At 69.5% G+C, this 25,260-nt stretch carries 19 protein-coding genes and 2 pseudogenes; 7 read left to right on the top strand and 14 right to left on the bottom strand.

All coding sequences use genetic code 11. The features are described from left to right. Positions 1–10: 10 nt before the first annotated feature. Genes ACFQ6S_RS12540 through pqqA form a run of 6 tightly spaced genes read right to left on the bottom strand, consistent with a single transcriptional unit; the run spans position 11 to position 4,219 of the window. Positions 11–793: a Tat pathway signal sequence domain protein gene (locus tag ACFQ6S_RS12540; RefSeq protein ID WP_383407068.1), complete on the bottom strand. Its 783-nt coding sequence runs from the start codon at positions 791–793 to the stop codon at positions 11–13. Continuing rightward, a complete protein-coding gene (locus ACFQ6S_RS12545) occupies positions 790–2,001 on the bottom strand; it encodes a glycoside hydrolase family 105 protein (protein ID WP_383407070.1) in 1,212 nt (403 codons plus the stop codon). Before ACFQ6S_RS12545 ends, ACFQ6S_RS12540 begins: the two co-directional genes overlap by 4 nt. Next, positions 1,998–3,089, bottom strand: coding sequence for a pyrroloquinoline quinone biosynthesis protein PqqE (pqqE, locus tag ACFQ6S_RS12550; protein WP_383407073.1), 1,092 nt, complete (start codon positions 3,087–3,089; stop codon positions 1,998–2,000). Before pqqE ends, ACFQ6S_RS12545 begins: the two co-directional genes overlap by 4 nt. Continuing rightward, positions 3,086–3,340: a pyrroloquinoline quinone biosynthesis peptide chaperone PqqD gene (gene pqqD / locus ACFQ6S_RS12555; protein WP_383407076.1), complete on the bottom strand. Its 255-nt coding sequence runs from the start codon at positions 3,338–3,340 to the stop codon at positions 3,086–3,088. The genes pqqE and pqqD overlap by 4 nt, the downstream gene beginning before the upstream one ends. Further along, complete coding sequence (gene pqqC / locus ACFQ6S_RS12560; RefSeq protein ID WP_383407079.1) at positions 3,337–4,056, bottom strand: pyrroloquinoline-quinone synthase PqqC; 720 nt, start codon at positions 4,054–4,056, stop codon at positions 3,337–3,339. Before pqqC ends, pqqD begins: the two co-directional genes overlap by 4 nt. A 22-nt stretch (positions 4,057–4,078) precedes the next feature. Further along, positions 4,079–4,219: a pyrroloquinoline quinone precursor peptide PqqA gene (gene pqqA / locus ACFQ6S_RS12565; RefSeq protein WP_383407082.1), complete on the bottom strand. Its 141-nt coding sequence runs from the start codon at positions 4,217–4,219 to the stop codon at positions 4,079–4,081. A gap of 310 nt (positions 4,220–4,529) precedes the next feature. Between pqqA and ACFQ6S_RS12570 the strand changes: the two genes are divergently transcribed. After that, entirely contained in the window at positions 4,530–5,363 is an 834-nt protein-coding gene (locus ACFQ6S_RS12570) for an aldo/keto reductase (protein ID WP_383407085.1), read from the top strand. A gap of 118 nt (positions 5,364–5,481) precedes the next feature. Here the strand turns inward: ACFQ6S_RS12570 and ACFQ6S_RS12575 are convergent, their stop codons facing one another. Continuing rightward, a complete protein-coding gene (locus tag ACFQ6S_RS12575) occupies positions 5,482–6,093 on the bottom strand; it encodes a hypothetical protein (RefSeq protein WP_383407088.1) in 612 nt (203 codons plus the stop codon). Positions 6,094–6,281: 188 nt separating this feature from the next. Here ACFQ6S_RS12575 and ACFQ6S_RS12580 point away from each other — a divergent pair, with 188 nt between their 5' ends. After that, complete coding sequence (locus ACFQ6S_RS12580) at positions 6,282–6,977, top strand: glycoside hydrolase family 75 protein (protein WP_383407091.1); 696 nt, start codon at positions 6,282–6,284, stop codon at positions 6,975–6,977. A gap of 13 nt (positions 6,978–6,990) precedes the next feature. Here ACFQ6S_RS12580 and ACFQ6S_RS12585 read toward each other — a convergent pair whose 3' ends face one another. Further along, positions 6,991–7,692 (bottom strand): SDR family oxidoreductase, encoded by a 702-nt coding sequence (locus ACFQ6S_RS12585; RefSeq protein WP_383407094.1) that lies wholly within the window; start codon positions 7,690–7,692, stop codon positions 6,991–6,993. 95 nt (positions 7,693–7,787) lie between these two features. Beyond that, positions 7,788–8,696 carry a class I SAM-dependent methyltransferase gene (locus ACFQ6S_RS12590; RefSeq protein ID WP_383407097.1) on the bottom strand — a complete coding sequence of 303 codons (909 nt, stop codon included), beginning with the start codon at positions 8,694–8,696 and terminating at the stop codon, positions 7,788–7,790. A 138-nt stretch (positions 8,697–8,834) separates the two neighbouring features. Here ACFQ6S_RS12590 and ACFQ6S_RS12595 point away from each other — a divergent pair, with 138 nt between their 5' ends. After that, positions 8,835–9,605 (top strand): phytanoyl-CoA dioxygenase family protein, encoded by a 771-nt coding sequence (locus ACFQ6S_RS12595; RefSeq protein WP_383407099.1) that lies wholly within the window; start codon positions 8,835–8,837, stop codon positions 9,603–9,605. 112 nt (positions 9,606–9,717) lie between these two features. Here ACFQ6S_RS12595 and ACFQ6S_RS12600 read toward each other — a convergent pair whose 3' ends face one another. Continuing rightward, positions 9,718–11,433: a glycoside hydrolase family 6 protein gene (locus ACFQ6S_RS12600; RefSeq protein ID WP_383407102.1), complete on the bottom strand. Its 1,716-nt coding sequence runs from the start codon at positions 11,431–11,433 to the stop codon at positions 9,718–9,720. A gap of 30 nt (positions 11,434–11,463) precedes the next feature. Next, positions 11,464–12,960, bottom strand: coding sequence for a cellulose binding domain-containing protein (locus ACFQ6S_RS12605; protein ID WP_383407105.1), 1,497 nt, complete (start codon positions 12,958–12,960; stop codon positions 11,464–11,466). A gap of 251 nt (positions 12,961–13,211) precedes the next feature. Between ACFQ6S_RS12605 and ACFQ6S_RS12610 the strand changes: the two genes are divergently transcribed. The 3 genes and pseudogenes from ACFQ6S_RS12610 to ACFQ6S_RS12620 all read left to right on the top strand — a co-directional run bounded on the left by ACFQ6S_RS12610 (position 13,212) and on the right by ACFQ6S_RS12620 (position 20,594). Then, positions 13,212–16,127: a glycoside hydrolase family 48 protein gene (locus tag ACFQ6S_RS12610; protein ID WP_383407108.1), complete on the top strand. Its 2,916-nt coding sequence runs from the start codon at positions 13,212–13,214 to the stop codon at positions 16,125–16,127. Positions 16,128–16,264: 137 nt separating this feature from the next. Further along, a pseudogene (locus ACFQ6S_RS12615) lies at positions 16,265–18,744 on the top strand (cellulose binding domain-containing protein). Positions 18,745–18,953: 209 nt separating this feature from the next. Beyond that, positions 18,954–20,594 (top strand): GMC oxidoreductase, encoded by a 1,641-nt coding sequence (locus ACFQ6S_RS12620; protein ID WP_383407111.1) that lies wholly within the window; start codon positions 18,954–18,956, stop codon positions 20,592–20,594. A gap of 57 nt (positions 20,595–20,651) precedes the next feature. Here the strand turns inward: ACFQ6S_RS12620 and ACFQ6S_RS12625 are convergent, their stop codons facing one another. Together ACFQ6S_RS12625 and ACFQ6S_RS12630 are read right to left on the bottom strand one after the other, a co-directional pair. Next, on the bottom strand, positions 20,652–21,140 hold the full coding sequence (locus ACFQ6S_RS12625) for a carboxymuconolactone decarboxylase family protein (protein WP_383407113.1): 489 nt from the start codon (positions 21,138–21,140) through the stop codon (positions 20,652–20,654). Positions 21,141–21,142: 2 nt separating this feature from the next. Continuing rightward, complete coding sequence (locus tag ACFQ6S_RS12630) at positions 21,143–22,219, bottom strand: dihydrodipicolinate reductase (protein ID WP_383407115.1); 1,077 nt, start codon at positions 22,217–22,219, stop codon at positions 21,143–21,145. A 273-nt stretch (positions 22,220–22,492) separates the two neighbouring features. Between ACFQ6S_RS12630 and ACFQ6S_RS12635 the strand changes: the two genes are divergently transcribed. Continuing rightward, entirely contained in the window at positions 22,493–23,230 is a 738-nt protein-coding gene (locus tag ACFQ6S_RS12635; RefSeq protein WP_383407118.1) for an alpha/beta hydrolase, read from the top strand. Positions 23,231–23,333: 103 nt separating this feature from the next. Here the strand turns inward: ACFQ6S_RS12635 and ACFQ6S_RS12640 are convergent. Further along, positions 23,334–25,247 (bottom strand): annotated as a pseudogene (locus ACFQ6S_RS12640) (rhamnogalacturonan lyase). Positions 25,248–25,260: the final 13 nt, after the last annotated feature.

A 25,260-nucleotide genomic window follows, 5' to 3' on the forward strand; every position in this document is an offset into this window, starting at 1 on the left:
GTGCGCGGGTTCAGAGGAGTTGGTAGCCGCGAAGGTTCGTGAGCAGCAGGTGGCAGTCCTGGAGGGAGCCGGAGGCGTCGCCGAGGCTGCGGTAGATGCCCCACTTGGGGCGCACCCGGTCGGCCAGGAAGGTGTCGACGCCGCTGCGTGACTTGTCGATCAGCGTGCTGCCGCCGCTCTTGAGGATCCAGCGGACCGAGCCGGACGAGCCGTCGCCGACCTTGATCTGGAAGTCGACGTCGGTCCAGGTGTCGTGCAGCGGGTCCAGGGAGGTGCGGCCGATGAGGGTCCCGGAGATGGGGAGTTGGAGCTCGATGGTCTGAGCACCGTTCACCCGCCGCAGCGACTGCACGACGATCGGCGAGGAGCCGGCGCCGGGCTGCTTCATCTGCATGATGTGCGTGAAGGTGGTCGTGGCCTTCAGCGAGCTCGGTATGTACATCGAGTAGGTGATCCGCCAGGTCTGGCCCGGCAGCCACTTCAGAAAGCCGGAGGAGGTGCGCAGACCGGTGACCTCGTGACGCTGGCGGTCGGTCGAGGTGTCCCGGTCGGCCTTGTGCATGGTGAAGCGCCAGTTGTCGCCGTCCGGACGGATGTGGGGCGCGCCCGCCGGATGCGAGTCGGCTCGGTCGTCCTCGATGGTCTCGAAGGCGCGTAGGCCGTCGGAGCGCGCGGACGGGGACCACTTCAGCTGCCAGGAGGCGGCTGTGGCGGGGGTGGCGGGCAGGCCGACGGCGGCGACGGCCGCGCCGCCCAGGGCCGCGCCGAGCAGGGTTCTGCGGCTGGTTCTCATGACTGCTCCCTCTCGGTGGTGGGGGTGCGGGGCCCGGCGCGCAGCTGCTCGTTCATGATCAGGAAGGCGCCCAGGCCGTGGAGGTCGTTGGTCGCCCGGGTGCGGGCGGCGTAGTACGCGTAGTCGCCGACGTTGGTGCCGACGGAGATGTCGGTGAGGTCGGTGCGGCCGTCCGGGCCGAGCGAGATCTTCCGCAGGACGCCCCGGTAGCCGCGTTCGGCGACCTTCGCGTAGTGCGGGTCGAGGTGGCCCTGCCGGGCGCCTCGGGAGAGGGCGTAGGTGAACATGCTGGAGCAGGAGGTCTCGGTCCAGTTGTCGGCGCGGTCGCCCTTGTCGATGACCTGGAACCAGCGTCCGGTGGCCGGGTCCTGGTACCGCTCCAGGCCCGCGGCCAGCTTCCGCAGGATGCTCAGCAGGGCCGGGCGGCGCGGATGGGTGGCGGGGAGGGCGTCCAGGACGTTCACGATCGCCATCGAGTACCAGCCGACGGCACGGCACCAGTGCTCGGGGGCGAGGCCGGTGACCGGGTCGGACCAGGTGGTGGTGCGCGACTCGTCGTAGGCGTGGCGCAGCAGGCCGCCCGGGACCTGGAGATGGCCGCCGTAGACCTGGAGCTGCTCGGCGGCCTCGTCGTTGGCGTAGGCGGAGTCGTGGAACTCCTTGCCGTACTCCACCAGGAACGGGGCGACCATGTAGACGCCGTCGGCCCACAGTTGGTGGGCCCGGCTCGCGGTGTCGGCGTGCCAGAGGCCGCCGTCCTCGGTGCGCGGGTAGGTGTCGAGGCGGTCGCGGATCCGCTTCGCCGCGATGCGGTAGCGGTCGTCGCCGGTCTCGTGGTGCAGGATCGTCAGCAGCCGCCCGGTCTGCATGCTGTCGAGGTTGTCGAAGCCGCGGTCGATGGAGCCGTCGGCGGCGACGAACCGGTCGACGTAGCTCTTGATGTACGCCAGTTGGTCCGGGTCGTGGGTGCGGCGGTGGACGAGGTACTGGCCGTAGAGGTAGAGGCCGACGGGGTACGACCAGCCGCCGATCGTGCTCGGCGAGAAGCGGGCCGTGGTGGAGTCGACCAGGGCGACCGACCAGTCCGTGACGGCGCGTGGGGGCTCGGCGGCGGACACGGGTCGTGTCTTTCCGGCGGCCGCGGGTGCCGCGGTCAGGGTCCCGGCGGCGAGCACAGCGGCCGTGAGCAGCGCGTGCAGACGTCTCATGGTGCTCCTTCGCGGTAGGCGGGGACGAAGGCCGGATCGCCGGGCAGGGGACGGGGAGTGTCGACCAGGTCCCGGACGAGGGAGTGGTCGGGTGAGAGCCGGCAGGCCGGGTCGGTGCGGGTGGCGTCTGCGGTGAGTGCGTACGCCTGGCAGCGGCAGCCGCCGTGGTCGGTGGAGCGCAGGGCGCAGCCGCGGCACGGTTCACGCATCCAGCTCTCGCCGCGGTAGGCGTTGAACGCATGCGACTCCCGCCAGATCCAGTCGAGTCGGCGGTCCTTGACGTTGGGTGGGTCGAGTCCGGGCAGGGCGGCCGCCGCCGGGCACGGCAGGACCGTGCCGTCCGGGGCGACGGTGAGCGAGATCGCGCCCCAGCCGCCCATGCAGGGCTTCGCGGTGCCGTCGATGTGGTCGGGGGCGACCCAGACCAACTCCGGTGTGCTGCCGGGGCGTTCGCGCCAGTGGGCGAGCCGGGCGCGGGCGCGGTCCACCTGCTCGCGGGTGGGCAGCAGGGCGGCGCGGTTGCGCAGGGCCCAGCCGTGGAACTGGGTGTGGGCGAGCTCGATCCGGTCGGCGCCCCAGGCCACGCCGAGCGCGATCAGGTCGTCCAGCGCGTCGATGTTGCCGCGGTGCAGGACGACGTTCAGGCCGAACGGCAGACCGGTGGCGCGGATCAGCCGGGCGGCCCGCTCCTTCGCGGCGAACGAGCGAGCGCCCGCGATGCGTTCGGAGGCGGCCGGATCGGCGTGCTGCACCGACAGCTGGACGCTGTGCAGTCCGGCCGCGACGAGCCCGTCGAGCCGCAGCCGGTCCAGGCCGACGCCGCTGGTGACGAGCTGGGTGTGCAGGCCCGCGGTCTCGGCGGCGGCGACGAGGTCCGGCAGATCGCGTCTCAGCAGTGGTTCGCCGCCCGACAGATGAGTCTGTACGACGCCCAGGTCGGCGGCCTGCCGGAACACTCCGGCCCACTGTTCGGCGGTCAACTCTACTGACCGACCGGCCAGTTCGACGGGGTTGGAGCAGTACCCGCAACGCAGCGGGCAGCGGTGGGTGAGCTCCGCGAGCAGGGCCCACGGGGGATCGGCGGTCACCGCAGCCAGCCCTCCTTTCGCAAGGTCTCGAGGAATCCGGGCACTTCGGCGGCGACCGGGGCGCCGGGGAAGCGTGCTCCGAGTTCGGCGACGATGTCGTCCACTCCCCTGCTGCCGTCGCACAGCCGCAGCACGCCGCCCGCGCTGCCGTGCAGCACGACCACGCGCTCGGGCAGCAGCAGGAGGTCGGTGCCGCGCACCCGGTCGTGGCGCAGCAGGACGGAGCGGGCGAGGGCGGGGCGCCAGGTCATGGGCCACCGCCGTCCACGGCGTCCAGCAGGGCCCACAGCACATCGCACTTGAAGGCCAGCGCGGCCACCGCCCGCTCCTGCCGCTCCCGGGTGCGGGCCCGGTCCAGGACCAGGGCGAGGGCCTCGTCGCCGTCCCGGGCGCCCTGGTCGATGCGGGTGCGGAAGTAGGCGAGGCCCTCGGGGTCGATCCACGGGTAGTGGCGTTCGAAGGCGGCGATGCGGGTGCGCATCAGATCCGGTGCGGACAGTTCGGTCAGCGACGCGGCCACGGCGTCCAGGACCGGACTCAGCCGGCAGAAGTTGACGTATCCCTCGACGGCGAGCCGTACCCCGGGCAGCACCCGGGAGGCGTCCCAGAGTTCGTCCCGGCCGAGGCCGGCCGCCTCGCCGAGCCGCAGCCAGCGCTCGATGCCGCCCTCGCCCTCGGCCGCGCCGTCGTGGTCGCGGATGCGGCGCAGCCAGGCGCGGCGCAGTGCGGGCCGTTCCAGCTTGGCGAGGATCAGGGCGTCCTTGACCGGGATGTGGCGTTGGTAGTGGAAGCGGTTGGCGATCCAGCGACGCAGCTCGGCGGGCGTCAACTCGCCTTTGTGCATACGGAGGTTGAAGGGGTGCCGGTCGTGGTAGCGGGCCGCGGTGACGGCCCGCAGCCGCCCGGTGAACTCGGTGGCCGTCCAGGGGGCTGCGGCGCCGTCGGCGTGCACGCGTGTCGCGGTCACGGTGCTCTCGCGGTGCGGCCGGCTAGCGGTCGGCGAGGGCGTAGGCGGTCACTTCGAGGGCGGTCTCCACAACGGAGTGACCAGGGCTTTGCCACACCTCTTCATCCGATGCTTCCTGAATGACCTGTTCCGCCTGGAGGGTGTCGAGCAGCCTCTCGTCCATGTGCGCATACCTGCTTTCCTGAGGAAGTGGGGGTCTCAGAGCCCAGACAGGCGCTTGCTGTTCACATGCATGCACCGAGTTCATCAACGCGTTCGGTGGCGCGATACAGAGTCTCGGCATGACGGGCCACGGTCAATGGTCCGGACCCATAACGCCGGATGCGTTTCCGGCCAATCTCGCGGCGACTGCTGACTCGCCGGTCAGTTACGGCGGTTTTGCGCATCGGATTCCGCCGTCAGGAATGCACGGCTCCCCGTGATCGTTGACGATATGAGTACCACCTGACGACAACCGTAAGGATCAAGAGCTCGTGAGCAGCAAGGTCCCCCCGATCAACCTCAACAACGGCGTGGAGATGCCCCAGCTGGGCTTCGGCGTCTGGCAGGTGCCGGACGACGAGGCGGAGGAGGCGGTCGGCACCGCGCTTGAGGCCGGGTACCGCAGCATCGACACAGCGGCGATCTACGGCAACGAAGAGGGCACCGGCAAGGCCATCGCCGCCTCCGCCCTCCCCCGCGAGGACATCTTCGTCACCACCAAGCTCTGGAACGGCGACCAGGGGTACGACGCCACCCTCCGCGCCTTCGACGAGTCGCTGGCCAAGCTGGGCCTGGAGTACATCGACCTGTACCTCATCCACTGGCCGATGCCGGCCCGCGGCACCTACGTCGACACCTACAAGGCCTTCGAGAAGCTGCACGCCGACGGCCGTGCCCGCGCGATCGGCGTCTCCAACTTCCTTCCGGAGCACCTGGAGCGCCTGATCGGCGAGACCTCGGTGATCCCGGCGGTCAACCAGATCGAGCTGCACCCGCACCTTCAGCAGCGCGCCTCCCGCGAGTTCCACGCCGAGCACGGCATCGCCACCGAGGCCTGGTCGCCGCTCGGTCAGGGCAAGGGTCTGCTGGAGGTCCCGGCGATCGTCGCCATCGCGCAGAAGCACGGCCGCACCCCGGCCCAGATCGTGCTCCGCTGGCACCTCCAGACCGGCAATGTCGTGATCCCGAAGTCCGTGACGCCCTCGCGGATCAAGGAGAACATCGAGGTCTTCGACTTCAGCCTGGACGACGAGGACCTGGCCGCGATCAGCGCGCTCAACGAGGACCGGCGCATCGGCCCGGACCCGGCGACGTTCGGCGGCTGACACCCGCCGCGGCCCATCCGCCACCGTATCGAGACAGCACTCCGCCCGCCGCTCAGTCGTCTGAGCGGCGGGCGGACGTGTACGCAGGGCCCGGTGACCGGCTCCCGTGCGGGGAGCCTCAGTCGCCGCGCACGTCGGTGAAGACGACCTCGAACTCCTCCAGCCCGATCACGCTCACATGCGCCTTCGCGGCGCCCTCGTGCCGGGCCCCCGCCTGACCCGAGCGGGACGCCGCCAGGGACGTCTGGTCGACGAAGATCGCCCCGACCATGCCGCGTCCGCGCTCCCGGTCGACCAGCAGGGACGCCCTGGCCAGCCCGGGAAGCGTGTCGAGCCTGGGGACCACCGTCGCCCGGAACGTGTCGGCGAGCAGATCCGTGTCCCTCGGGTCGAACTCCAGCCGCGTGAGGCGCAGCCCGCCGCCCGCCTGCGGCTGCCGTACCCGATGGAAGACCAGCGCCTCGTAGTTGTCGACCGCCAGCGTGCCCGCGAACGGATCCAGCATCGCCGCCCGCCGCTCCCGCAGCACCTCGTCGCTGTTCTGCCGGGCCCGCTCCGTCTCCCACCAGCTCGCCGCGAGCAGTTTGCCGAGCGTACGGTCCACGAACACGCTCGCGCCGCGGTACCCGGGACGGTCCTCCAGAAGGTCCCGTCCCTCCGTGTTCATGGCCCTGATGGCCGTGTCGATCTTCGTCGGATCGCCGGTCGTGTAGATGGCGCGTACGAACATGGCACCTCCCGGAAAGCCGGGCGCACATCCGAAATCTTCGGCATGTCCAGTGTTCTACCGGGGCCATGACGCCGCAATCAGCGCAGCGGACCCCGGGTCGCGCCCAGGGGGTTGACGGGGTCACGCAAAGAAGTCACCTTGTACGACACCCGGTCAGGAAACTTTCCTAACAGAAGGGTCCCCCCACAGTGCGCATCCGAACACTGACCCTCGCCGCGGCCTCCGGGGCCGCTCTGCTCGCCGCCGGACTGCTCCCCACGAGCGCCTCCGGCACCTCAGGACCGACGTCCCTCCGGGAGGGCTCGGTCAGCGCGGCCGACCTGCTCGCCAAGGTGACGTCCTGCTCGCAGATCTCGAACGGCAAGTACCGCACCGACGAGGAGACCTCGGCCACGATCCCCGTCTGCGGCAAGAACGGCGCCGTCTTCTGGAAGGCCGACATGGACATCGACTGCGACGGCCAGCGCACCGGCAAATGCAATGAGGACACCGACCCCTGGTTCCAGCCCGACACCGCCTTCCACCAGTCCGACGGCAAACCGCTGCGCTCCGACACCCTGCCCTACGTCGTCGTCCCCAGCATCAGCGGCACCTGGGACTACTCGGCCGCGGGCATCAAAGGCGGCGGAGTGGTCGCCGTCATCCACGGCAACCAGGTCCTGTACGCCGTCGTCGGCGACACCGGGCCCCAGCAGATCATCGGCGAGGCCTCCTACTCGGCCGCCGAGCGGCTCGGCATCGACCCCGACCCGGAGACCGGCGGCACCGATTCGGGCGTGACGTACATCCTCTTCAAGAACTCCAAGGTCTCGCCCATCGAGAGCCACGGCGCGGCGGTCACGCTGGGCGAGAGGCTGGCGAAGGAGTTCCTTCAGAGCAACTGAGCGCGGTGATACGTCAGTTGGGCTGTCCGATCGGCCGTACGACGACGGTGTTGACGTCCACTCCGTCGGGCTGCCGGACGGCCCACACCACCGAGTCGGCGATCTGGTCGGCGGTCAGCAGATGCCCCGGCGGCAGGCTGCCGTAGCTGTCCCAGAACGGGGTCTCGACCCGGCCCGGCGCGATGTGGGTGACGCCCACGCCCCAGTCGGTCACCTGGCGCCGGGTGTTCTCGGCCAGCCCGGTGACCGCCCACTTCGTCGCCCCGTAGATGTTGCCCGGCCCCGGCACGAACCCGGCGACGCTGCCGACCAGCACGATCCGGCCGCGGGTCTCCTTGAGGGCGTCGATGGAGGCGCGGATCAGCAGGGCCGGGCCGAGGACGTTGGTCAGCACCATCTCCTTCCACCCCTCGGGGTCGCCCTCGGCGACGGAGTCATGGGTGGCGAAGCCGGCATTGGCCACGACCGTGTCCAGCCGGCCGAACGCCTTGAGCGTCGCGCCGACCGCCGCCTGTACGTCGGCGTACTCGGCCGCGTTCCCGACGACCGTCAACAGCCCTTCCGGTTCACCGAGTTCCTCGGCGAACCCGCGCAGCCGCGCCGCACCGCGGCCGGTGACGGCGACCCGGTACCCGGTGTCCAGCAACTGCCGCGCGACCGCGGCGCCGATGCCGCTGCCGCCGCCCGTGATGAGTGCGACCGGAGAGTCGGTCATGGTGTTTCCCCCTGTGTCTCGGTTCGGACGACGGGGAGTCCATCACTTGGAGAGCTCTCGAAGTCAAGTCCCGCCGCCGGCCGGCGTCCCCGGCGTCACCTCGTGCGCACCGCCGTGTACACCGTCTGCGCCGCCAGCACGAACACATCGGGGCGGTGGTGCACGCTCGCCTTGTCGTCGGGGTCGAGGAGCCGGTCGAGGGCCGCGCGGTCGTCGGCGTCGAGACGATCACCGAGTCCCTCGCGCGTGCGGGTGAGGGAGGCGACGGCGTAGGCACGGGCGCGGTCCGTGGTCGGGGCCGGCAGGTCGAGGAGGAAGGTGCGGGTGCCGCTGGGCCTGAGTCCCGCGGCGGCGAGCAGCGCCGGCCAGTCCTCCGTCTCGGCGACGGAGCCGGGGAGGTCGGCCCTCATCTGCGTGAACCACTCCACCTCCAGCACATCGAGCCGGGCCTGCAGTCCGGGCCGTCCGAACCCGATGTCCCGCGGCAGGAACCGTGACGGCAGTCCGCCCTCCTGGAGGGCCAGCGTGCCGCCGGACGCGAGACGGTCGGCGAACGCGACGAGCGCGGCGCGCTGATCGCCGAGGTGATGCAGGCTGCGGCCGGCCCACAGCAGATCGGCGGGGTAGTCCAACTCATCGAGAACGCCGGGGAGTTCGCCGGCGAGGGTGCCGAAGCGGTCGGCGACGCCGAGGCGCTCCGCCCGTGCCCGGGCCCGGTCCAGAAGCGGCTCGGATGCGTCGACGGCGACGATCCGGGCGCCGGGGAAGGTGTCGGCGAGCAGACAGGACACGACTCCGGGACCGCTGCCCGCGTCCACGATCAGCCCTGGTTCGGTCTGCCGTTTGGCCAGCCAGGCCATGGCGTGTTCGTACAGGGGCGTGAAGAGCTCGGCCTGCGCCTCCAGCAGCGGGCCCATCTCGGCCCAGTCGACGTCGGTGTGGTCGTGGTGGTGCCGGAGTCGCGGGTGCTGGTGCTGGTGGTGCGGGTGGTTCTCGTGCGCCATGGTGGCCGGCCTCTCGTCGGGTTGCCGCCAGCGTGCTCCGCCGCACCGCCTCCGGGCCACTGTCCTTGCCGTAGCGGCAAAAACGGGGCAAAGAAAAATGGGGTGCGGTGGCGGCCTGCGGTCACTCACGATGGCCCGATGGACGACGAGATGGTGGAGCGCTTCCTCGAGGACGGGTTCGTGAGGATCGAGGGCGCCTTTCCGCCGCGCGTCGCCGAGCACTGCGCGCGGCTGCTGTGGCGGGAGACGGGGTACGACCCGGAGGACCCGGGCACCTGGAAGGACCCCGTGCACTGGGTGTACGACATGGCGCAGGGCCCTTTCGCGGCCGCCGTCAACACGCCCGTCCTGCACGAGGCCTTCGATGTGCTGGTGGGTGAGGACCGCTGGCAGTCGCGCTACTCGCTGGGCAGCTTCCCCCTGCGGTTCCCGCACGAGGAGGAGCCGGACGACGCGGGCTGGCACATCGAGGGCAGCTATCTGCCCGAGGGCGCCGAGCACGCCCACACGAACGTGCACTCGAAGGACCGGGCGCTGCTCATGCTGTTCCTGTTCAGCGAGGTCACCGAGGACAACGCCCCGACCCGCATCCGAGTCGGCTCACATCTCGACGTACCACCCGTCCTGGCACCGTACGCCGAGACCGGCGCCTCCTTCCTGGAGCTGGGCCCGAAGGTCGCGGAGGCCTCCGCGCACCGCCCGCTCGCCCACGCCACCGGCCGCCCGGGCGACGTCTACCTCTGCCACCCGTTCCTGGTCCACTCCGCCCAGCCGAATCACGGCACGCGCCCCCGCTTCATGGCCCAGCCGCCGCTGCACACGGCGGTGCCGCTGGACCTGGACCGGGCCGACGGGGACTACTCAGCGGTGGAGTTCGCGATCCGCCGGGGCCTGGCCCAGGAGCACTGACCAGTCCCCGGCGACCACCGCGCCCCTTCAGGGGCGCGGGGCTCTATCCAATATGCGGCTCCGCCGCGCGGGCGCGACCAGCCACAACGGACCCGCAGTCCCATTCAGCGCACTACGACAGCGGCGGGTAGGCGTTCTGCATCAGCTGTTGGAACTGCGCCGAGAACCAGTGCCCCGACAGCGGAGCGTTGGGCAGCGCACCGGACAGGTTGTTGCCGTTGCGCGGATTGCCCGTATAGGTCGGGTCGCACATCCGGTCGAACCCCTTGCCCTCGTCGTTCGGGATCTCCTGGCTGGCCCCGTCCGACTCACCCGGCGGCTTGATCCAGACGTACGCGTCGATCCCGGCCGCCGGACTGGCCTGCGGCCGCTCACCGAGGCCGGCGCCGGACTGGTTGCACCAGTTGCCGACGTGGATGCGACGGTCGTAGCGGCCGCCGTTGACGTAGGTGTCGACGTCGGTCGTCGCCCCCGGACCGGCGGGCCGTGCCGAGCCACCCCAGCCGTTCCGGGACGTGTCGATCAGCATGCCGATGCCGGAGTTGAAGCCGGTGGTGACCAGCTGGTTGCGGAAGCCCTGTGCGAAGGACAGCTCGTCGGTGTAGCGGTTCCAGTCGACCCACTTGGACTCGCGGACGGACTTGCCGCCGACGGAGTCGTCGATGGTGAAGTTGTTCTCCTTCAGAGCGCTGTAGTTGGCCGTGTTGGCGATGAAGCCGTGTACGTCGTTGACGGTGGCGCCCTCCGAGGTGGCGGCCTCCTTCATCACGGTGGCGCTGGCGGCGAAGTTGTCGTCCCAGCCGATCCAGCCGTGGTGGCCGGCGTCGATGTAGTTGTAGACGTTGGCCGCGTCGCCGAGCTTGTTGAGGGCGTAGCCGACGCCCTTCTGGTAGTTGCCGTTGGCCTTCATCACATCGCACTGCGGGGTGGCCGTCGGACGGCTGCCGGTGTTGGTGACCAGGTTCGGCAGCGAGTCGATCTCGATCGTGGTGACGATCCGCAGCGAGGCGTACTTGGGGTCGGCGAGGATCGCGGCTATCGGGTCGATGTACTCGGCCTTGTACCGGCCGAGCTCCGTCGGGCCGAGCTCGCCGTTGGAGGCGAGGGCGGCGCAGTCACGGCCCGGCAGGTTGTAGATGACCAGCTGGACGACGAGTTCGCCGGAGCCCTTCTGCGTCAGGGCCTCGTCCAGGTGGTCGCGCAGGCCCATGCCGCCGTTCACGCCGTTGATGGCCGCGATCCGGTCCAGCCACACACCGGTCGGCTGATCGGCGATCCGGCTGCCGCCCGACTCGGCGGCGGCCTTCGCGGACCACTCCGGGTTCACGTACACCTTGGCGCCGGAGTACGGGTTGTCGACCTTGGGACCGGTCGGACCGGGGTCGGTCGGATCGGTGGGGCCGCCGCCGTCGTCGACGTTGCAGGTCACGCCGTCGAGGGTGAAGGTGGCCGGGATGGCGTTGGTGCCGCTGTAGGTGCCCTGGAAGCCGAAGCCGACCGAACCGCCGGTCGCGAGTGTGCCGTTGTAGGTCTCGTTGGCAGCGGTGACGGCGGCACCGCTCTGGCTGATCCTCGCGTTCCAGCCGCTCGTGACCTTCTGGTTCCCGGCGTACGACCACTGCACCGACCAGTTCGACTTGGCGGCGCCCTGGTTGGTGACCGTCACGGCCGCGGTGAAGCCGGTGTCCCACTGGTTCTGCACCTTGTAGTCGACGGTGCAGGGGACGGCGGCCGTGCCGATTCCGCCCGGATCCGCGGCGAGCGCGGTTCCCGAGGCACCGGCGACCAGCGTCAGGGCAGCGAGCATCGCTGTTCTGGTACGACTCATGAGTGCGGGTTTCCTTCTCGGTTGCGGGGGTTATCCGTCGAGGGAGCGCAGGTGGTCGCGCAGCCCGATGCCGTACGCCGTGGGCGTACCGTCGTAGCTGGAGATCAGCGCGGGACCGGAGGAGCAGTTCCAGGTGTTCCAGGTCCAGCCGAGGTAGGACAGATCCCGGTCGTCGAACCACTTCATGACCTGGTCGACGAAGGCGTGCGAGCAGGTGTTCTCTCCGATCTCCCCCGCCACCAGCGGCACTTGGGCCGCGACGGGGGCGAGCGTGGAGTTCCAGCAGCTCTCGTTCGCGCAGGTGTTGAAGTTGTAGACGTGCCAGGCGGCGGCGAGACTGCCCGCCGGGTCGGTGGGCCTGTACGTCAGCCACTGACTCAGGTCGTTGGAGTACGCGAGCCCGCCGAGCAGGATCGGGTTGCCGGCGCCCGTGTCCCGTACGGCGTCGACGAGGTCCTGCATGCCGGCGACCTCGTACCCGATGCCGGGGCAGGTGCCGCCGTCCCGCCAGCACTGCCACGCCTGGGTGGTCGTGGCGGTCGCGCGGTCCGGGTAGGGCTCGTTGAACAGGTCGAAGACGACGGTCGGGTCGTCCTTGAAAGTGCTCGCGACCGACGTCCAGAAGGCGGGCGTGTACTGCATGTTCGGCATCGGCTTCTGGCAGGTGGCGCGCACGTCGGAGCAGCCCGCCGAGTTGCCGGTGTACTGGCCCCAGGACCAGTGGAGTTCGAGCATCGGCGTCATGCCGTGCGCCTTGACCCTCGCCACCAGCTCCTTCACGGCGCCGATGTAGTTCGCTCCGCCGTACTCGGGCTTGATGTTGGACAGGCCCAGCCAGCACTCCTCGTTCAGCGGAATGCGGACCGTGTTGGCGTTCCAGTCGGCGATCGCCTCGATGGCGGCGTCGTCGACGGGGCCGTCCCAGATGCCGTAGCCCTGGACGCACATGAACTCGCCGCCGGAACGGTTGACGCCGAGCAGTCGACGGGTGGTGCCGTCGGCGTCCACGAGCTTGTTCCCGGAGACGTGCAGGGCCGGCACCGTGCCGTCACCGGGGTCCGGCGGATCGGTCGGATCCGTCGGGTCGGTCGGATCGGGCGGCGACGGTTCGGCGACGGCATTGCAGGTAGTGCCGTTGAGCTTGAAGGCGGTCGGTACGGCGTTGCTCCCCGACCAGGACGCGATGAACCCGGCGCTGACGCTCGCGCCGGTGGCCAGCGAGCCGTTCCAGCTCTCGTTGGCCGCGGTCACCGTCGTACCGGACTGGGACCACTTGGCGTTCCAGCCCTGGGTGACCTTCTGGCCGCCTGCGAACTCGAAGCCGAGGCTCCAACTGCTCACGGGCGCCGAGTTGTTGGTGATCTCGACGGCGCCCTGGAAGCCGCTGTCCCACTGGCCGGTGACGGAGTACGTCACCGTGCACGCGGGTGTGGCTCCCTGCGCCGTGACGACCGGCACCGTCATGGCCGCGACAAGGGCGACCGCGCCGGTGACGGCTAAAAGTACTGAACGCGGGGGGTGTCGCATGAGCGACTCCTTGCAGATCAAGCGCGTCGTGACGGACGCGTCGACTGATGGAATCGCTCCCACTGGTGCCCATGAAGCTAGCGCCAAGTGACGGTAAAGGACAGAGGAGTTACTGACTTTCGCTCAACTGAACTCGTCGAATCTTTTCGACTCTTCAAGCACCTTGACCCCTCGCACCCCCGTCCCCACTATGGGAGCGCTCCCACTGGTTCAGGCCTTGACTTCTCCGAGCCACAAGGAGGAACCAGCACGTGCATCCCCCACGCAGACGCAGAGCCTTACGACGGTTGTGGACGGCCGCTCTGGCGGCCCTGGCGCTCCCCCTGACGATGCTCAGCACCGGGTCGACTCCCGCTCAGGCGGCGGCAGTTCAGTGCGGTGTCGACTACAAGACCAATGACTGGGGCTCCGGCTTCACCGCGGATCTGACCATCACCAACCGCGGCACGGATGTCATCAACGGCTGGACGCTGACGTACAGCTACGCGGGCAACCAGAAGCTCAGCAACGGCTGGAACGGCACCTGGTCCCAGTCCGGCCAGACGGTCACCGTGACGGACGCCGGCTACAACGGCCGCATCGCGGCCGGGTCCGCCGTCACGACCGGCGCGCAGTTCACCTACAGCGGCAGCAACGCCGCCCCCGCGAACTTCGCGGTCAACGGCACGAGTTGTGCCGGCGCCCATCAGCCCCCGATCACGGTACTGACCAGCCCGGCCGCGGGCGCGGTCTACTCGCAGGGCGACGCCGTCCCGCTCGCGGCGACCGCGGCCGCCGCGGACAACGCCACCATCAGCAAGATGGAGTTCTACGACGACACCACGCTGCTGGGCACGGACACGACGGCGCCGTACTCGCTCTCGGTCTCAAGCTTGACCGTGGGCAGTCATTCGCTGCTCGCGAAGGCCTACGACAGCCTGGGCGCGTCCGGTGAGTCGACGCCGGTCGGCATCACGGTCGCCTCGGGTCCGGCCGTGGTGGCCTCGCAGGCCCAACTCCCCGTCCCGCAGGGCAAGACGGCCTCCTACGACATCAAGCTGTCGACCCGGCCGTCGGCCGACGTGACGGTCACCACCGTCCGCACGGGCGGCAATTCGGGTCTGTCGGTGACCGGCGGCGCCTCGCTCACCTTCACGCCATCGAACTGGAGCACCGCACAGCGGGTCACCATCACCGCCGACAACTCCGGTACCGGTGCGGCGACTTTCGAGTCGACGGCCAACGGGCACGCGAAGGCGTCGGTCACGGTGACCCAGATCGCGGCGACGAAGGCGTACGACGCCCGCTTCCTGGAGTTGTACGGCAAGATCACCAACCCGGCGAACGGCTACTTCTCGCCCGAGGGCATCCCCTACCACTCGGTCGAGACGCTGATCGTCGAGGCGCCGGACCACGGTCACGAGACCACGTCCGAGGCCTACAGCTACCTTCTCTGGCTGCAGGCGATGTACGGCAAGGTCACGGGCGACTGGTCCAAGTTCAACGGGGCCTGGGAGATCATGGAGAAGTACATGATCCCGCCCCACGCCGACCAGCCGACCAACTCCTTCTACAACGCCTCGAAGCCGGCGACCTACGCGCCCGAGCTGGACACCCCGAACGAGTACCCGGCGAAGCTCGACTCGTCGGTCTCGGTCGGCTCGGACCCGATCGCCGGTGAGCTGAAGAGCGCGTACGGCACGGACGACGTCTACGGCATGCACTGGCTCCAGGACGTCGACAACACCTACGGCTACGGCAACTCGCCGGGCAAGTGCGAGGCGGGGCCGGCGGACACCGGGCCGTCGTACATCAACACCTTCCAGCGCGGCGCGCAGGAGTCGGTGTGGGAGACGGTGCCTCAGCCGACCTGTGATCAGTTCAAGTACGGTGGAAGGAACGGGTACTTGGACCTCTTCACCGGTGACGCCTCGTATGCCAGGCAGTGGAAGTTCACCAACGCCCCGGACGCCGACGCCCGTGCGGTGCAGGCCGCGTACTGGGCCGACAAGTGGGCCGACGAGCAGGGCAAGGGCGGTGACATCTCCGCGACCGTGGCGAAGGCCGCGAAGATGGGCGACTACCTGCGCTACGCGATGTACGACAAGTACTTCAAGAAGATCGGCAACTGCGTGGGGCCCACCGGCTGCCCCGCCGGCACCGGCAAGGACGCCTCGCACTACCTGCTCTCCTGGTACTACGCCTGGGGCGGCGCCACCGACACCTCGGCGGGCTGGGCCTGGCGCATCGGCTCCAGCCACGCGCACGGCGGCTACCAGAACCCGATGGCCGCGTATGCGCTCAGCGCGTACGCCGATCTGAAGCCCAAGTCGGCGACGGGGCGGGCGGACTGGGCCAAGTCGCTGGAGCGGCAGGTCGAGTTCTACCGTTGGCTGCAGTCCAGCGAGGGCGCGATCGCGGGTGGGGCGACGAACAGCTGGGCGGGCAGGTACGCGACGCCGCCCGCCGGGAAGTCGACCTTCTACGGCATGTACTACGACCAGCAGCCCGTCTATCACGACCCGCCGTCCAACCAGTGGTTCGGCTTCCAGGCGTGGTCGATGGAGCGGGTCGCCGAGTACTACCAGCAGACGGGGAACGCGACCGCGAAGGCCGTGCTCGACAAGTGGGTCGACTGGGCGCTGTCCGAGACGACCGTCAATCCGGACGGTACGTACCGGATCCCGTCCACGCTTCAGTGGTCGGGGCAGCCCGACACCTGGAACCCGTCAAGTCCGGCTGGGAACACCGGACTTCATGTCACGGTCGCCGACTACACCGACGATGTCGGTGTGGCGGCCGCGTACGCCAAGACGCTGACGTACTACGCCGACCGCTCGGGTGACACGGCGGCCGCGACGACGGCGAAGGCGCTGCTGGACGGCATGTGGGACAACCACCAGGACGCCCTGGGGGTCGCCGTCCCGGAGACCCGGGCCGATTACAACCGCTTCGACGACGCCATCTACGTCCCGAGCGGCTGGACCGGCACGATGCCGAACGGTGACGCGGTCAACTCGTCGTCGGCCTTCGACTCGATCCGCTCGTTCTACGAGGACGATCCGGCGTGGTCGAAGATCGAGGCGTATCTGGCGGGCGGGGCGGCGCCGTCGTTCACGTATCACCGGTTCTGGGCACAGGCGGACATTGCGTTGGCCATGGGTTCGTATGCGGAGTTGCTCGAGTAAGGGGCGCGGAGCGTCTCGGGGGGCACGGGGCTGTCCGGCGACTACAGGCCGTCTGTGGCCGGTCGCGGAGTTCCCCGCGCCCCCGGGGCGCGGCCCTGCCCGGCGTTTGTGCCTTCCCCACATCCAAGGAGGGACACGTGCAAAGAACTCGCATCCTCACGGCCGTGCTCGCGCTCGCGGCCGGACTGCTGGCGGGCACCCCGCCCGCGCTTGCCGCCTCCGATACCTCGAGGCAGGTGTCGATCACCGCCGACACCTACACCTGGAAGAACGCCCGCATCGACGGCGGCGGATTCGTCCCCGGCATCGTCTTCAACCGCGCCGAGAAGAACCTCGCCTACGCCCGCACCGACATCGGCGGCGCCTATCGCCGGCAGGAGTCGGCGCAGACCTGGACGCCTCTTCTGGACTCGGTCGGCTGGGACGACTGGGGGCACACGGGTGTGGTGAGCCTGGCGTCCGACTCCGTCGACCCGGACAAGGTGTACGCGGCGGTCGGGACGTACACCAACAGCTGGGACCCGGGCAACGGCGCCGTCATGCGCTCCGCGGACCGGGGCGCGAGCTGGCAGAAGACCGGCCTGCCGTTCAAGCTGGGCGGCAATATGCCCGGCCGCGGCATGGGTGAGCGGCTGGCGGTCGACCCGAACCGGAACAGTGTGCTGTACCTGGGGGCGCCCAGCGGCAAGGGGCTGTGGCGGTCGACCGACTCCGGGGTGACCTGGTCGCGGGTGGCGAGCTTCCCCAACGTCGGCAACTACGTGCAGGATCCGAGCGACACCAGCGGGTACGCCAGTGACAACCAGGGCATCGTCTGGGTCACCTTCGACGAGTCCACGGGAACGGCCGGGAACGCGACCAGGACGATCTACGTCGGGGTCGCCGACAAGGACAACGCCGTGTACCGGTCGACGGACGCGGGGGTGAGCTGGTCGCGGGTCGCCGGGCAGCCGACGGGGTACCTGGCGCACAAGGGTGTCCTGGACGCCACGAACGGCTACCTCTATCTCGCCTACAGCGACAAGGGCGGGCCGTACGACGGAGGCAAGGGCCGGCTGTGGCGGTACGCGACGGCGAGCGACACCTGGACCGACATCAGCCCGGTCGCCGAGGCAGACACCTATTACGGCTTCAGCGGTCTGACCGTCGACCGGCAGAGGCCCGGCACGGTGATGGCGACCGCGTACAGCTCCTGGTGGCCGGACACCCAGATCTTCCGCTCCACGGACAGCGGCGGCACCTGGACGAAGGCATGGGACTACACGTCGTATCCCAACCGCGCCAACCGCTACGCCATGGACGTCTCGTCGTCGCCGTGGCTGACCTGGGGGGCGAACCCGTCGCCGCCCGAGCAGACGCCGAAGCTGGGGTGGATGACGGAGGCGCTGGAGATCGACCCGTTCGACTCGAACCGGATGCTGTACGGGACGGGTGCGACGGTCTACGGCACCGAGGATCTGACGAAGTGGGACGGCGGAGGTCAGTTCACCATCAAGCCGATGGTGCGGGGCCTGGAGGAGACGGCGGTCAACGATCTCGCCTCTCCCCCGTCGGGCGCCCCGCTGCTGAGCGCGCTCGGCGATGTCGGCGGCTTCCGGCACACCGACCTCACCAAGGTGCCGTCGACGATGTTCACCCAGCCGAACTTCACCACGACGACGAGTCTGGACTACGCCGAGTCCAACGCCGGCACCGTCGTACGGGTCGGCAATCTCGACTCCGGCCCGCACATCGCGTTCTCGACGGACAACGGCGCCAACTGGTTCGCGGGGACCGACCCTTCGGGGGTCAGCGGCGGCGGTACGGTCGCGGCGGCGTCGGACGGGAGCCGGTTCGTGTGGAGCCCGGCGGGGGCGGGCGTGCAGTACACGACGGGCTTCGGCTCGTCGTGGCAGGCGTCGAGCGGGATTCCGGCCGGGGCGATCGTGGAGTCCGACCGGGTGGACCCGAAGGTCTTCTACGGCTTCAAGTCCGGGAAGTTCTACGTCAGTTCGGACGGCGGCGCGTCGTTCGCCGCGTCCTCGGCGAGCGGGTTGCCGAGCGGGGACAGCGTCCGCTTCAAGGCGCTGCCCGGGGTGCGGGGGGACGTGTGGCTGGCGGGCGGCGCGACGGACGGGGCGTACGGTCTGTGGCACTCGACCGGCGGCGGCGCGAGCTTCACGAAACTCTCGGGCGTCGAGCAGGCCGACACCATCGGCTTCGGCAAGGCGGCGCCGGGAGCGTCGTACCAGACGCTCTACATCAGCGCGAAGATCGGCGGAGTGCGGGGCATCTTCCGCTCCACCGACAAGGGGGAGAGCTGGACCCGCGTCAACGACGAGTCCCGCCAGTGGGGTTGGACGGGTGCGGCGATCACTGGTGATCCTCGGGTGTACGGGCGGGTGTACGTGGCGACCAACGGACGCGGCGTCATCTACGGGGACACCGCGGTCGGCGGCAGGTGTGGAACGCCGAGTACACGCAGTCGGGTTCGGCGGTGACCGCGAGGAACGCCGGCCGGAACGGGAACGTGGCCGCCGGGTCGTCCGTGAGCTTCGGGTTCACGGGGAGCCGGTCGGGGGCGAACGCGAAACCGAGTGCGTTCAGGATGGGAGATCAGAACTGCACAGTGCATTGACCGTGTGAAGAACGTCGGCGAAACCCCCGGGTCGGTGACCCGGGGGTTTTCTGCGTTTGAATCGATACCTGAGAGACGGGTGAGTTATCGGACCATTCCTGATGCGGAAAACCCGAGGTCAGCAGTCAAGTTACCCATAGGTTTCTCGTGACTTATTTCACGTTCATTAGTAGAACCCGTTTCGATTATGCAGAAGAAAGGGGATCTACATGGACTCCAGACCACCCAGCACACTGGAAGGAAGAGGTCCCTCCCGCCGTCGCTTCCTTGGTAGAACAGGTTCTATTTTAGGTGCGGCCGCTGTGGGCGCATTCGATCTGCCGACCGCCGCGGCACTCCCCCTGGACGCCGGTCCGATCGAACCCGGAGCGCAGGTCACGGCACTCGTGATCGGCACCGGATACGGCGGGTCCGTCACCGCACTCCGGCTCGCTCAGGCGGGCGTGGACGTCCACATGGTCGAAATGGGCATGGCCTGGGACACCCCGGGGACGGACGGCAAGGTCTTCGCGAACACCACCACCCCCGACTACCGGTCCTTCTGGCTTCGCACACGGACCAAGCAGCCCTTGAGCAACTTCCTCGGCTTCCCGCTCGACCGGGACGTGCCGCGGTACACGGGCATCCTGGACGCCGAGGAGATGGGCGGCATCGTGGTGTACCAGGGGCGGGGAGTGGGGGGCGGCTCTCTCGTCAACGGCGGTATGGCGGTGACACCCGAGCGGAGCCGCTTCCCCGGCGTGCTGCCGTCGGTCGACGCAGACGAGATGTACGACGTGTACTACCCCCGGGCCAACGGCACGCTCGGCGTCAGCGCCATCGACCCGGCCTGGTTCGACACGACGGAGGCCTACCGGTACGCACGCGTCGGCCGCAAACACGCCCAGCGCTCCGGTTTCCGCTTCACGTTCGTCCCCAACGTCTACGACTGGGACTACATGAAGCAGGAGGCCACGGGGGCGGCGACCAAGTCGGCCCTGGCCGGCGAGATCCTGTACGGCAACAACCACGGCAAGAAATCCCTGCCGAAGACCTATCTCGCGCAGGCACGCGCGACCGGCCGGGTCGGCATCTCGCCGCTGCACCGGGTCACCTCGGTGACGCCCGTCACCGGCGGCTTCTCCGTGACCATCGAGCAACTCGACACGGGCGGAGCCGTCACCACCACCAAGACCGTCCGGGCGCAACGGGTGTTCTTCGCGGCGGGAAGCGTCGGCACCAGCAAGCTGTTGGTCCGTCTGAAGGCGACCGGCGCGCTACCCGGCCTCAACGGCGAGGTCGGCAACGGATGGGGCGAGAACGGCAACGTCATGTGCGGCCGGGCCAACCATCTGTGGGATCCGACCGGAGCGCTCCAGTCGTCGATCCCGACGGCGGGCATCGACAACTGGGCCGCGGGCGGCGCGTTCGCCGAGGTGGCGCCGCTGCCGACCGGTATCGAGACCTGGGCGTCGTTCTATCTGTCGATCACGAACAACCCGCACCGCGGCCGGTTCACCTGGAACGCGTCTACGGGGAAGGTGGAGCTGAACTGGCAGACCGCGTGGAAGCAGCCGTCGATCACCATGGCGAAATCGATCTTTGACAAGATCAACGCCACCGAGGGGACGATCTACCGCACGGACCTCTTCGGCGTCTACAAGATCTGGGGCGACCATCTCACGTACCACCCGCTCGGTGGTGCGGTGCTCGACAAGGCCACCGACAACTACGGCCGTCTGCACGGCCATCCGGGTCTGTATGTGATGGACGGTGCGCTGATTCCCGGCAACACCAGCGTCAACCCCTTCGTCACCATCACCGCGCTCGCGGAGCGCAACATCGAGAAGATCATCGCCGAGGACTTCTGACCGTTTCGGCTGTGGGTCGGGGTCGCTGTGCCCCGGCCCACAGGCCGTACTGCCTCATCAGGACGGCTGTGCCGACGGCAGCACGCAGACGCTGTCGAGGCCCAGCACATGGTTGAGGCGCCCGAACGCCAGCCATGAGCCGATGCTCATGCTCAACTCCACGATCTCCGCCTGGCTGTAGTGCGCCTTCATCCGGTCCCAGAACTCGTCGTCCAGGTGGTGATGGTCGAGTGCGTAGCGCTCCGCGTACTCGGCGGCAAGCCGCGTCCGTACGTCGAAGGCGTCCGTCGTACGCCACTGCGTGACCGCGTCCAGGAAGCCCTCCTCGACCTTCTCGCCGTCGCGTTCGGTGCGCCAGTCCAGGCAGAACAGGCATCCGTTGATCTGCGCGATGCGCAGCCGGGCGGCCTCGAACTCGCGCAGTCCCAGGGTCGTGTACTCGTAGACGGACAGGGAGAAGGTGCTGGCCGCCTGGCCGATCTTGGGCACCAGTTCGCCCCAGACGTACGGGATGGGCTCGGCGCCCTCGGGGATGTCGATCTGCATGATCACTTCTTTCCCAGTCTGCCCACCGCGGGGCGCAGCGGGACGTCGAGTGCGTCGTAGAGACCCGGTTCGGCCTCGACCAGCCAGTCGATGGCGTTGACCAGACGGCCGGCCGCCGTCGCGTTGCCGCCGGCGGCTCTGTTCTCCCCCTCGTCCGTGGCCTCGACCGTGACCTCGATGCGGGGGCGGCCTTCGATGATCACGCGGTGCGCGCCCGCTCCGCCGTCGGGCGGCGCGGGCCAGTCCGGGGCACAGGTGGCGTGAATACGGGTGACGTGCTCGATGACGATGCGGGGCTCGCCGTCCACCACGCCCTGCACCTCCAGGCGCACCGCACCCTGGGTACCGGCCGAGAACTCCCCCATGGTGTCGGTGGCGACGGTCGAGTCGAGGCGACGGCGTTCCAAGGTCTCCTCGATGCCGTCGAGTTCGACGCCCAGGGCCCGTGCCATCATCCGCAGCTGTCCGCCCCAGATCATCGTCGGAATGCCCTCGGCGAGCATCAGCGGCTGATAGTCCAGCGGATGCCCCATACCGATCAGATGGCGTACGGCTTCCTCCTGGTCATACGTCGAGTAGTCGAAGATCTCCTGACAGCGGACGACGTCGATGTCGGAGCCGAGGCCGCTCACCAGCAGCGGGAGCACGTCGTTGGCCCAACCCGGATCCACCCCCGACACGAACAGCGAGCCGCCCCCGGCCTCGGCGGACTCGGCCAGCACACCGCGGATCTCCTCCGGCGCGTTCGTGCAGTCGTACATGCCGTACACGGAGGGTGTGACGACGACCGCGCCCGCGCGGAGCGCACGGCTGATGTCCTCTATCGCGCCGTCCGGGCGGACGTCACCGGAGGCCGCGTACACGACCGCGCGGGGGCCGGCGGAGAACACCCTGTCCACATCGTCCGTCGCCGCGACCCCGAGGCGCCGGCCGAGATCGCTGAGCTCGCCCGCGTCCTTTCCGATCTTGGCGGGACTCGACACCAGCACGGCCACCAGACTGAGCATCGGATGCGCCGCGACAGCCCGAACGGCCGCGCGCCCGACATTGCCTGTGCCCCAAACCACCGTGGGAATCATGGGCGGAGGGTAACGATGCACCCCAAAACTTCCCATAGCCGTGCACGAGGAATCGCGCTCCGGGGCAGACGCCCGGCCCAGCGGCCTGAGCGCTCCGCGAAAACCCGTTGGAGGAACACGGCGACCGCTGCTAGCTTTCCGGAGGCCGTGCGAGAGAACGAGGAGGTGGTACCCGTGAACACAGTACTGACATGGGTGCTCCCCTCCGGGGTCACGGTCGGGCGATAGGTCGTCCGGGAGCGCCGTTCCAGCGCACTCCCGAAAGGCACGACCATGCACTTCACTTCCGAGCAGCGCCTCGACGACGGCGTCCTCGAACGCGAATTCACCCTCGGCGAGATCCCCGGCACCCTGTGGACGCCTGGCTCTGCCGGATCTTCTGGGGCCGCACCGGTCCCGCTGATCCTGATGGCCCACAACAACGGCCTGCCCAAGAGCCAGGCCCGGCTGGTGGCCCGGGGCCGGCACACCGCGGCGAACGGCTACGCGGTGGCCACCATCGACGCCGCCGGGTGCGGTGACCGGCCCCGTTCCACCGCCGACGAGCAGGCCCGCGCCGATCTCCGCCGGGCGATGCAGGCCGGCGAGCCGGTCGACGAGATCTTCGAGTCCCTCGTCGGCCCGCTGGTGGAGAACGCGGTCCCGGAATGGCAGACCACTCTGGACGCCCTCCTTGCGCAGCCCGAGATCGGCGGCCCGGTCGGGTACTCGGGGTGGATGGCCCTCGGCATCCGGCTCGCGGTGGTCGAGCCGCGCATCGCGGCCGCCGGTTTCTTCGCCGGGGGTTTCGTGCCCCGCGCCCAACACGAGGAGGCACGGCAGGTCACCGTTCCGCTGCTGATGCTGCTGCAGTGGGACGACGAAGGGAACCCCCGGCAGCGCGCCCTGGAGCTGTTCGACGCCTTCGGCACCAAGGAGAAGACGCTGCACGCCAATATGGGCGGGCACACCGGCACCCCGTGGTTCGAGGGGGAGGACGCGAACCGGTTCTTCGGCCGGCACCTGAAGTGAGGCCGGGCCGTCAGGCCGGCAGCGGACGGTAGCCGGAGTCGGCCGGGACGCCGCCATCGAGGACCGGTCCCGGACTCCTCGATGGCGGTGGCCGGCGATCAGGTCAGGGCGTGTACACGGTGGGCCGAGGAGCCGTGGCCATCCCGTTGCCGAGGAAGAAGCTCGGGTGCGGGGGCTGGTTGTATGCGGTGTTCTGCCAGGCGAGGCCCGTGCGGTACATCGTGTCGTGCAGCAGCGTCGTGATCCTCGTGTTCGTCTCGTACGGCGTGGAGTAGATCCGCAGGGCCGTGTTGCCGCCGGTGCGCCAGACGACCTCCTCGCGCCAGTCGCCGAGGATGTCGCCGGAGAGCACGGGCGTGGCCTTGGTGCCGTTGTTGGAGGAGACGCCGGATCCGGTCAGCAGGCGGGTGTCGGACGACGTGCCGTACTTGTCGATACGGGTGCCGTCGAGGAGTTCGCGTACGGTGTCGCCGTCCCACCAGGACAGGAAGTTCACCGAGGACGGCTCGCGGCCCTTGATGGCGCCGGCCTCGTCGCGGATGGAGGTGTCGGAGGCGGACCACACCTCGGCGCCGTCGTTCCCGGCGTAGATGTCCCCCGCCACTCCCCGGCCGTTGTCGCAGCAGGCGGCCAGGTTCCAGTCGACCGTGCCGTTGGCCGGGTTGATGTACAGCTCGGCGGGCCGGCTCGTCGACTCCGAGACCTTGAATTACTCCAGACCCGCGTGCGCGGGGTCGAGGTCGCCGAGGTGCTGGGCGTCGCCGTGGCCGGTCTTCGTGGTCCACAGCCCGTTGCCGTTGTCGTCGACGGCCATCGCGCTGTACACGATCTCGTCCCTGCCGTCACCGTCGACGTCCCCGACGGACAGACTGTGCGAGCCCTGGCCGTCGAATCCCTTGCCGGTGTTGGTGGAGGAGTTGGTGTCGAAGGTCCAGCGTCGGGTGAAGGCGCCGCCCCGCCAGTCCCAGGCGGCGATGACCGTACGCGTGTAGTAGCCGCGCGCCATGACGAGCGAGGGCCTCGAGCCGTCCAAGTAGGCGGTACCGGCGAGGAACCGGTCGACCCGGTTACCGTACGAGTCGCCCCAGGACGAGACCGTGCCCCGCGCCGGGACGTAGTCGACCGTGCCCATCGCCTTGCCGGTCCGGCCGTTGAACATGGTCAGGTACTCGGGCCCCGAGAGGATGTAGCCGGAGGAGTTCCGGTGGTCGGCCGCTGAACTGCCGATCACCGCGCCCGTCCCGTCGACCGTGCCGTCGGCGGTCTTCATGGCGACCTCGGCCGTGCCGTCGCCGTCGTAGTCGTACACCTGGAACTGCGTGTAGTGGGCGCCGGAGCGGATGTTGCGACCCAGGTCGACCCGCCACAGCCGGGTGCCGTCGAGCTTGATGCCGTCGACGATCGTGTTGCCGGTGTAGCCGGACTGGGAGTTGTCCTTGGCGTTGGTGGGCTGCCACTTGAGGACGAAGTCGAGGGCGCCGTCGCCGTCGAGGTCGCCGACCGAGGCGTCGTTGGCCTCGTAGGTGTACGCCACTCCGTCGGGGGTCGTGCCGCCGGCGGGCGGGCTGATGGGGACGTCCTTGTAGCCCGGCCGGAACTGGACGGCGTGGACCGAGTCCTCCTGCTCGACGCCGTTCACTACGGCGCGGACGGTGTAGTCGGCCTGTTCGGGGGCGCCGGAGTGGAAGTAGTTCGTGGAGCCGGTGACCGGGGTCGAGTTGACCTTGGTGCCGGCGCGGTAGACGTTGAAGGAGACGTCGTTCGGGTCGGTGCCGAGCCAGCGCCAGCCGACCAGGTTGCCGTCGGCCGTGTGGACGCTGACCACCCCACGGTCCAGCTTCTCGACCTGGCGGGCAGTGGCGGCCAGGGGGGCGGCCTCTCCCGCGCGAGTCAGTTCGAGCGTGGGGGAGGTGCCGGCGCCGTTCAGCGCGGTGAGTCCTGCGGCGACGAGCGCGGCGGTGGCGCCCAGCGCGGAGAGGACGACCCTTCGTCTGCGGTGCCTGTGCGGGTGCTGCACGAGACGTACCTCC

It is taken from the genome of Streptomyces sp. NPDC056479 (assembly GCF_042795335.1).
Lineage (GTDB): Bacteria > Actinomycetota > Actinomycetes > Streptomycetales > Streptomycetaceae > Streptomyces.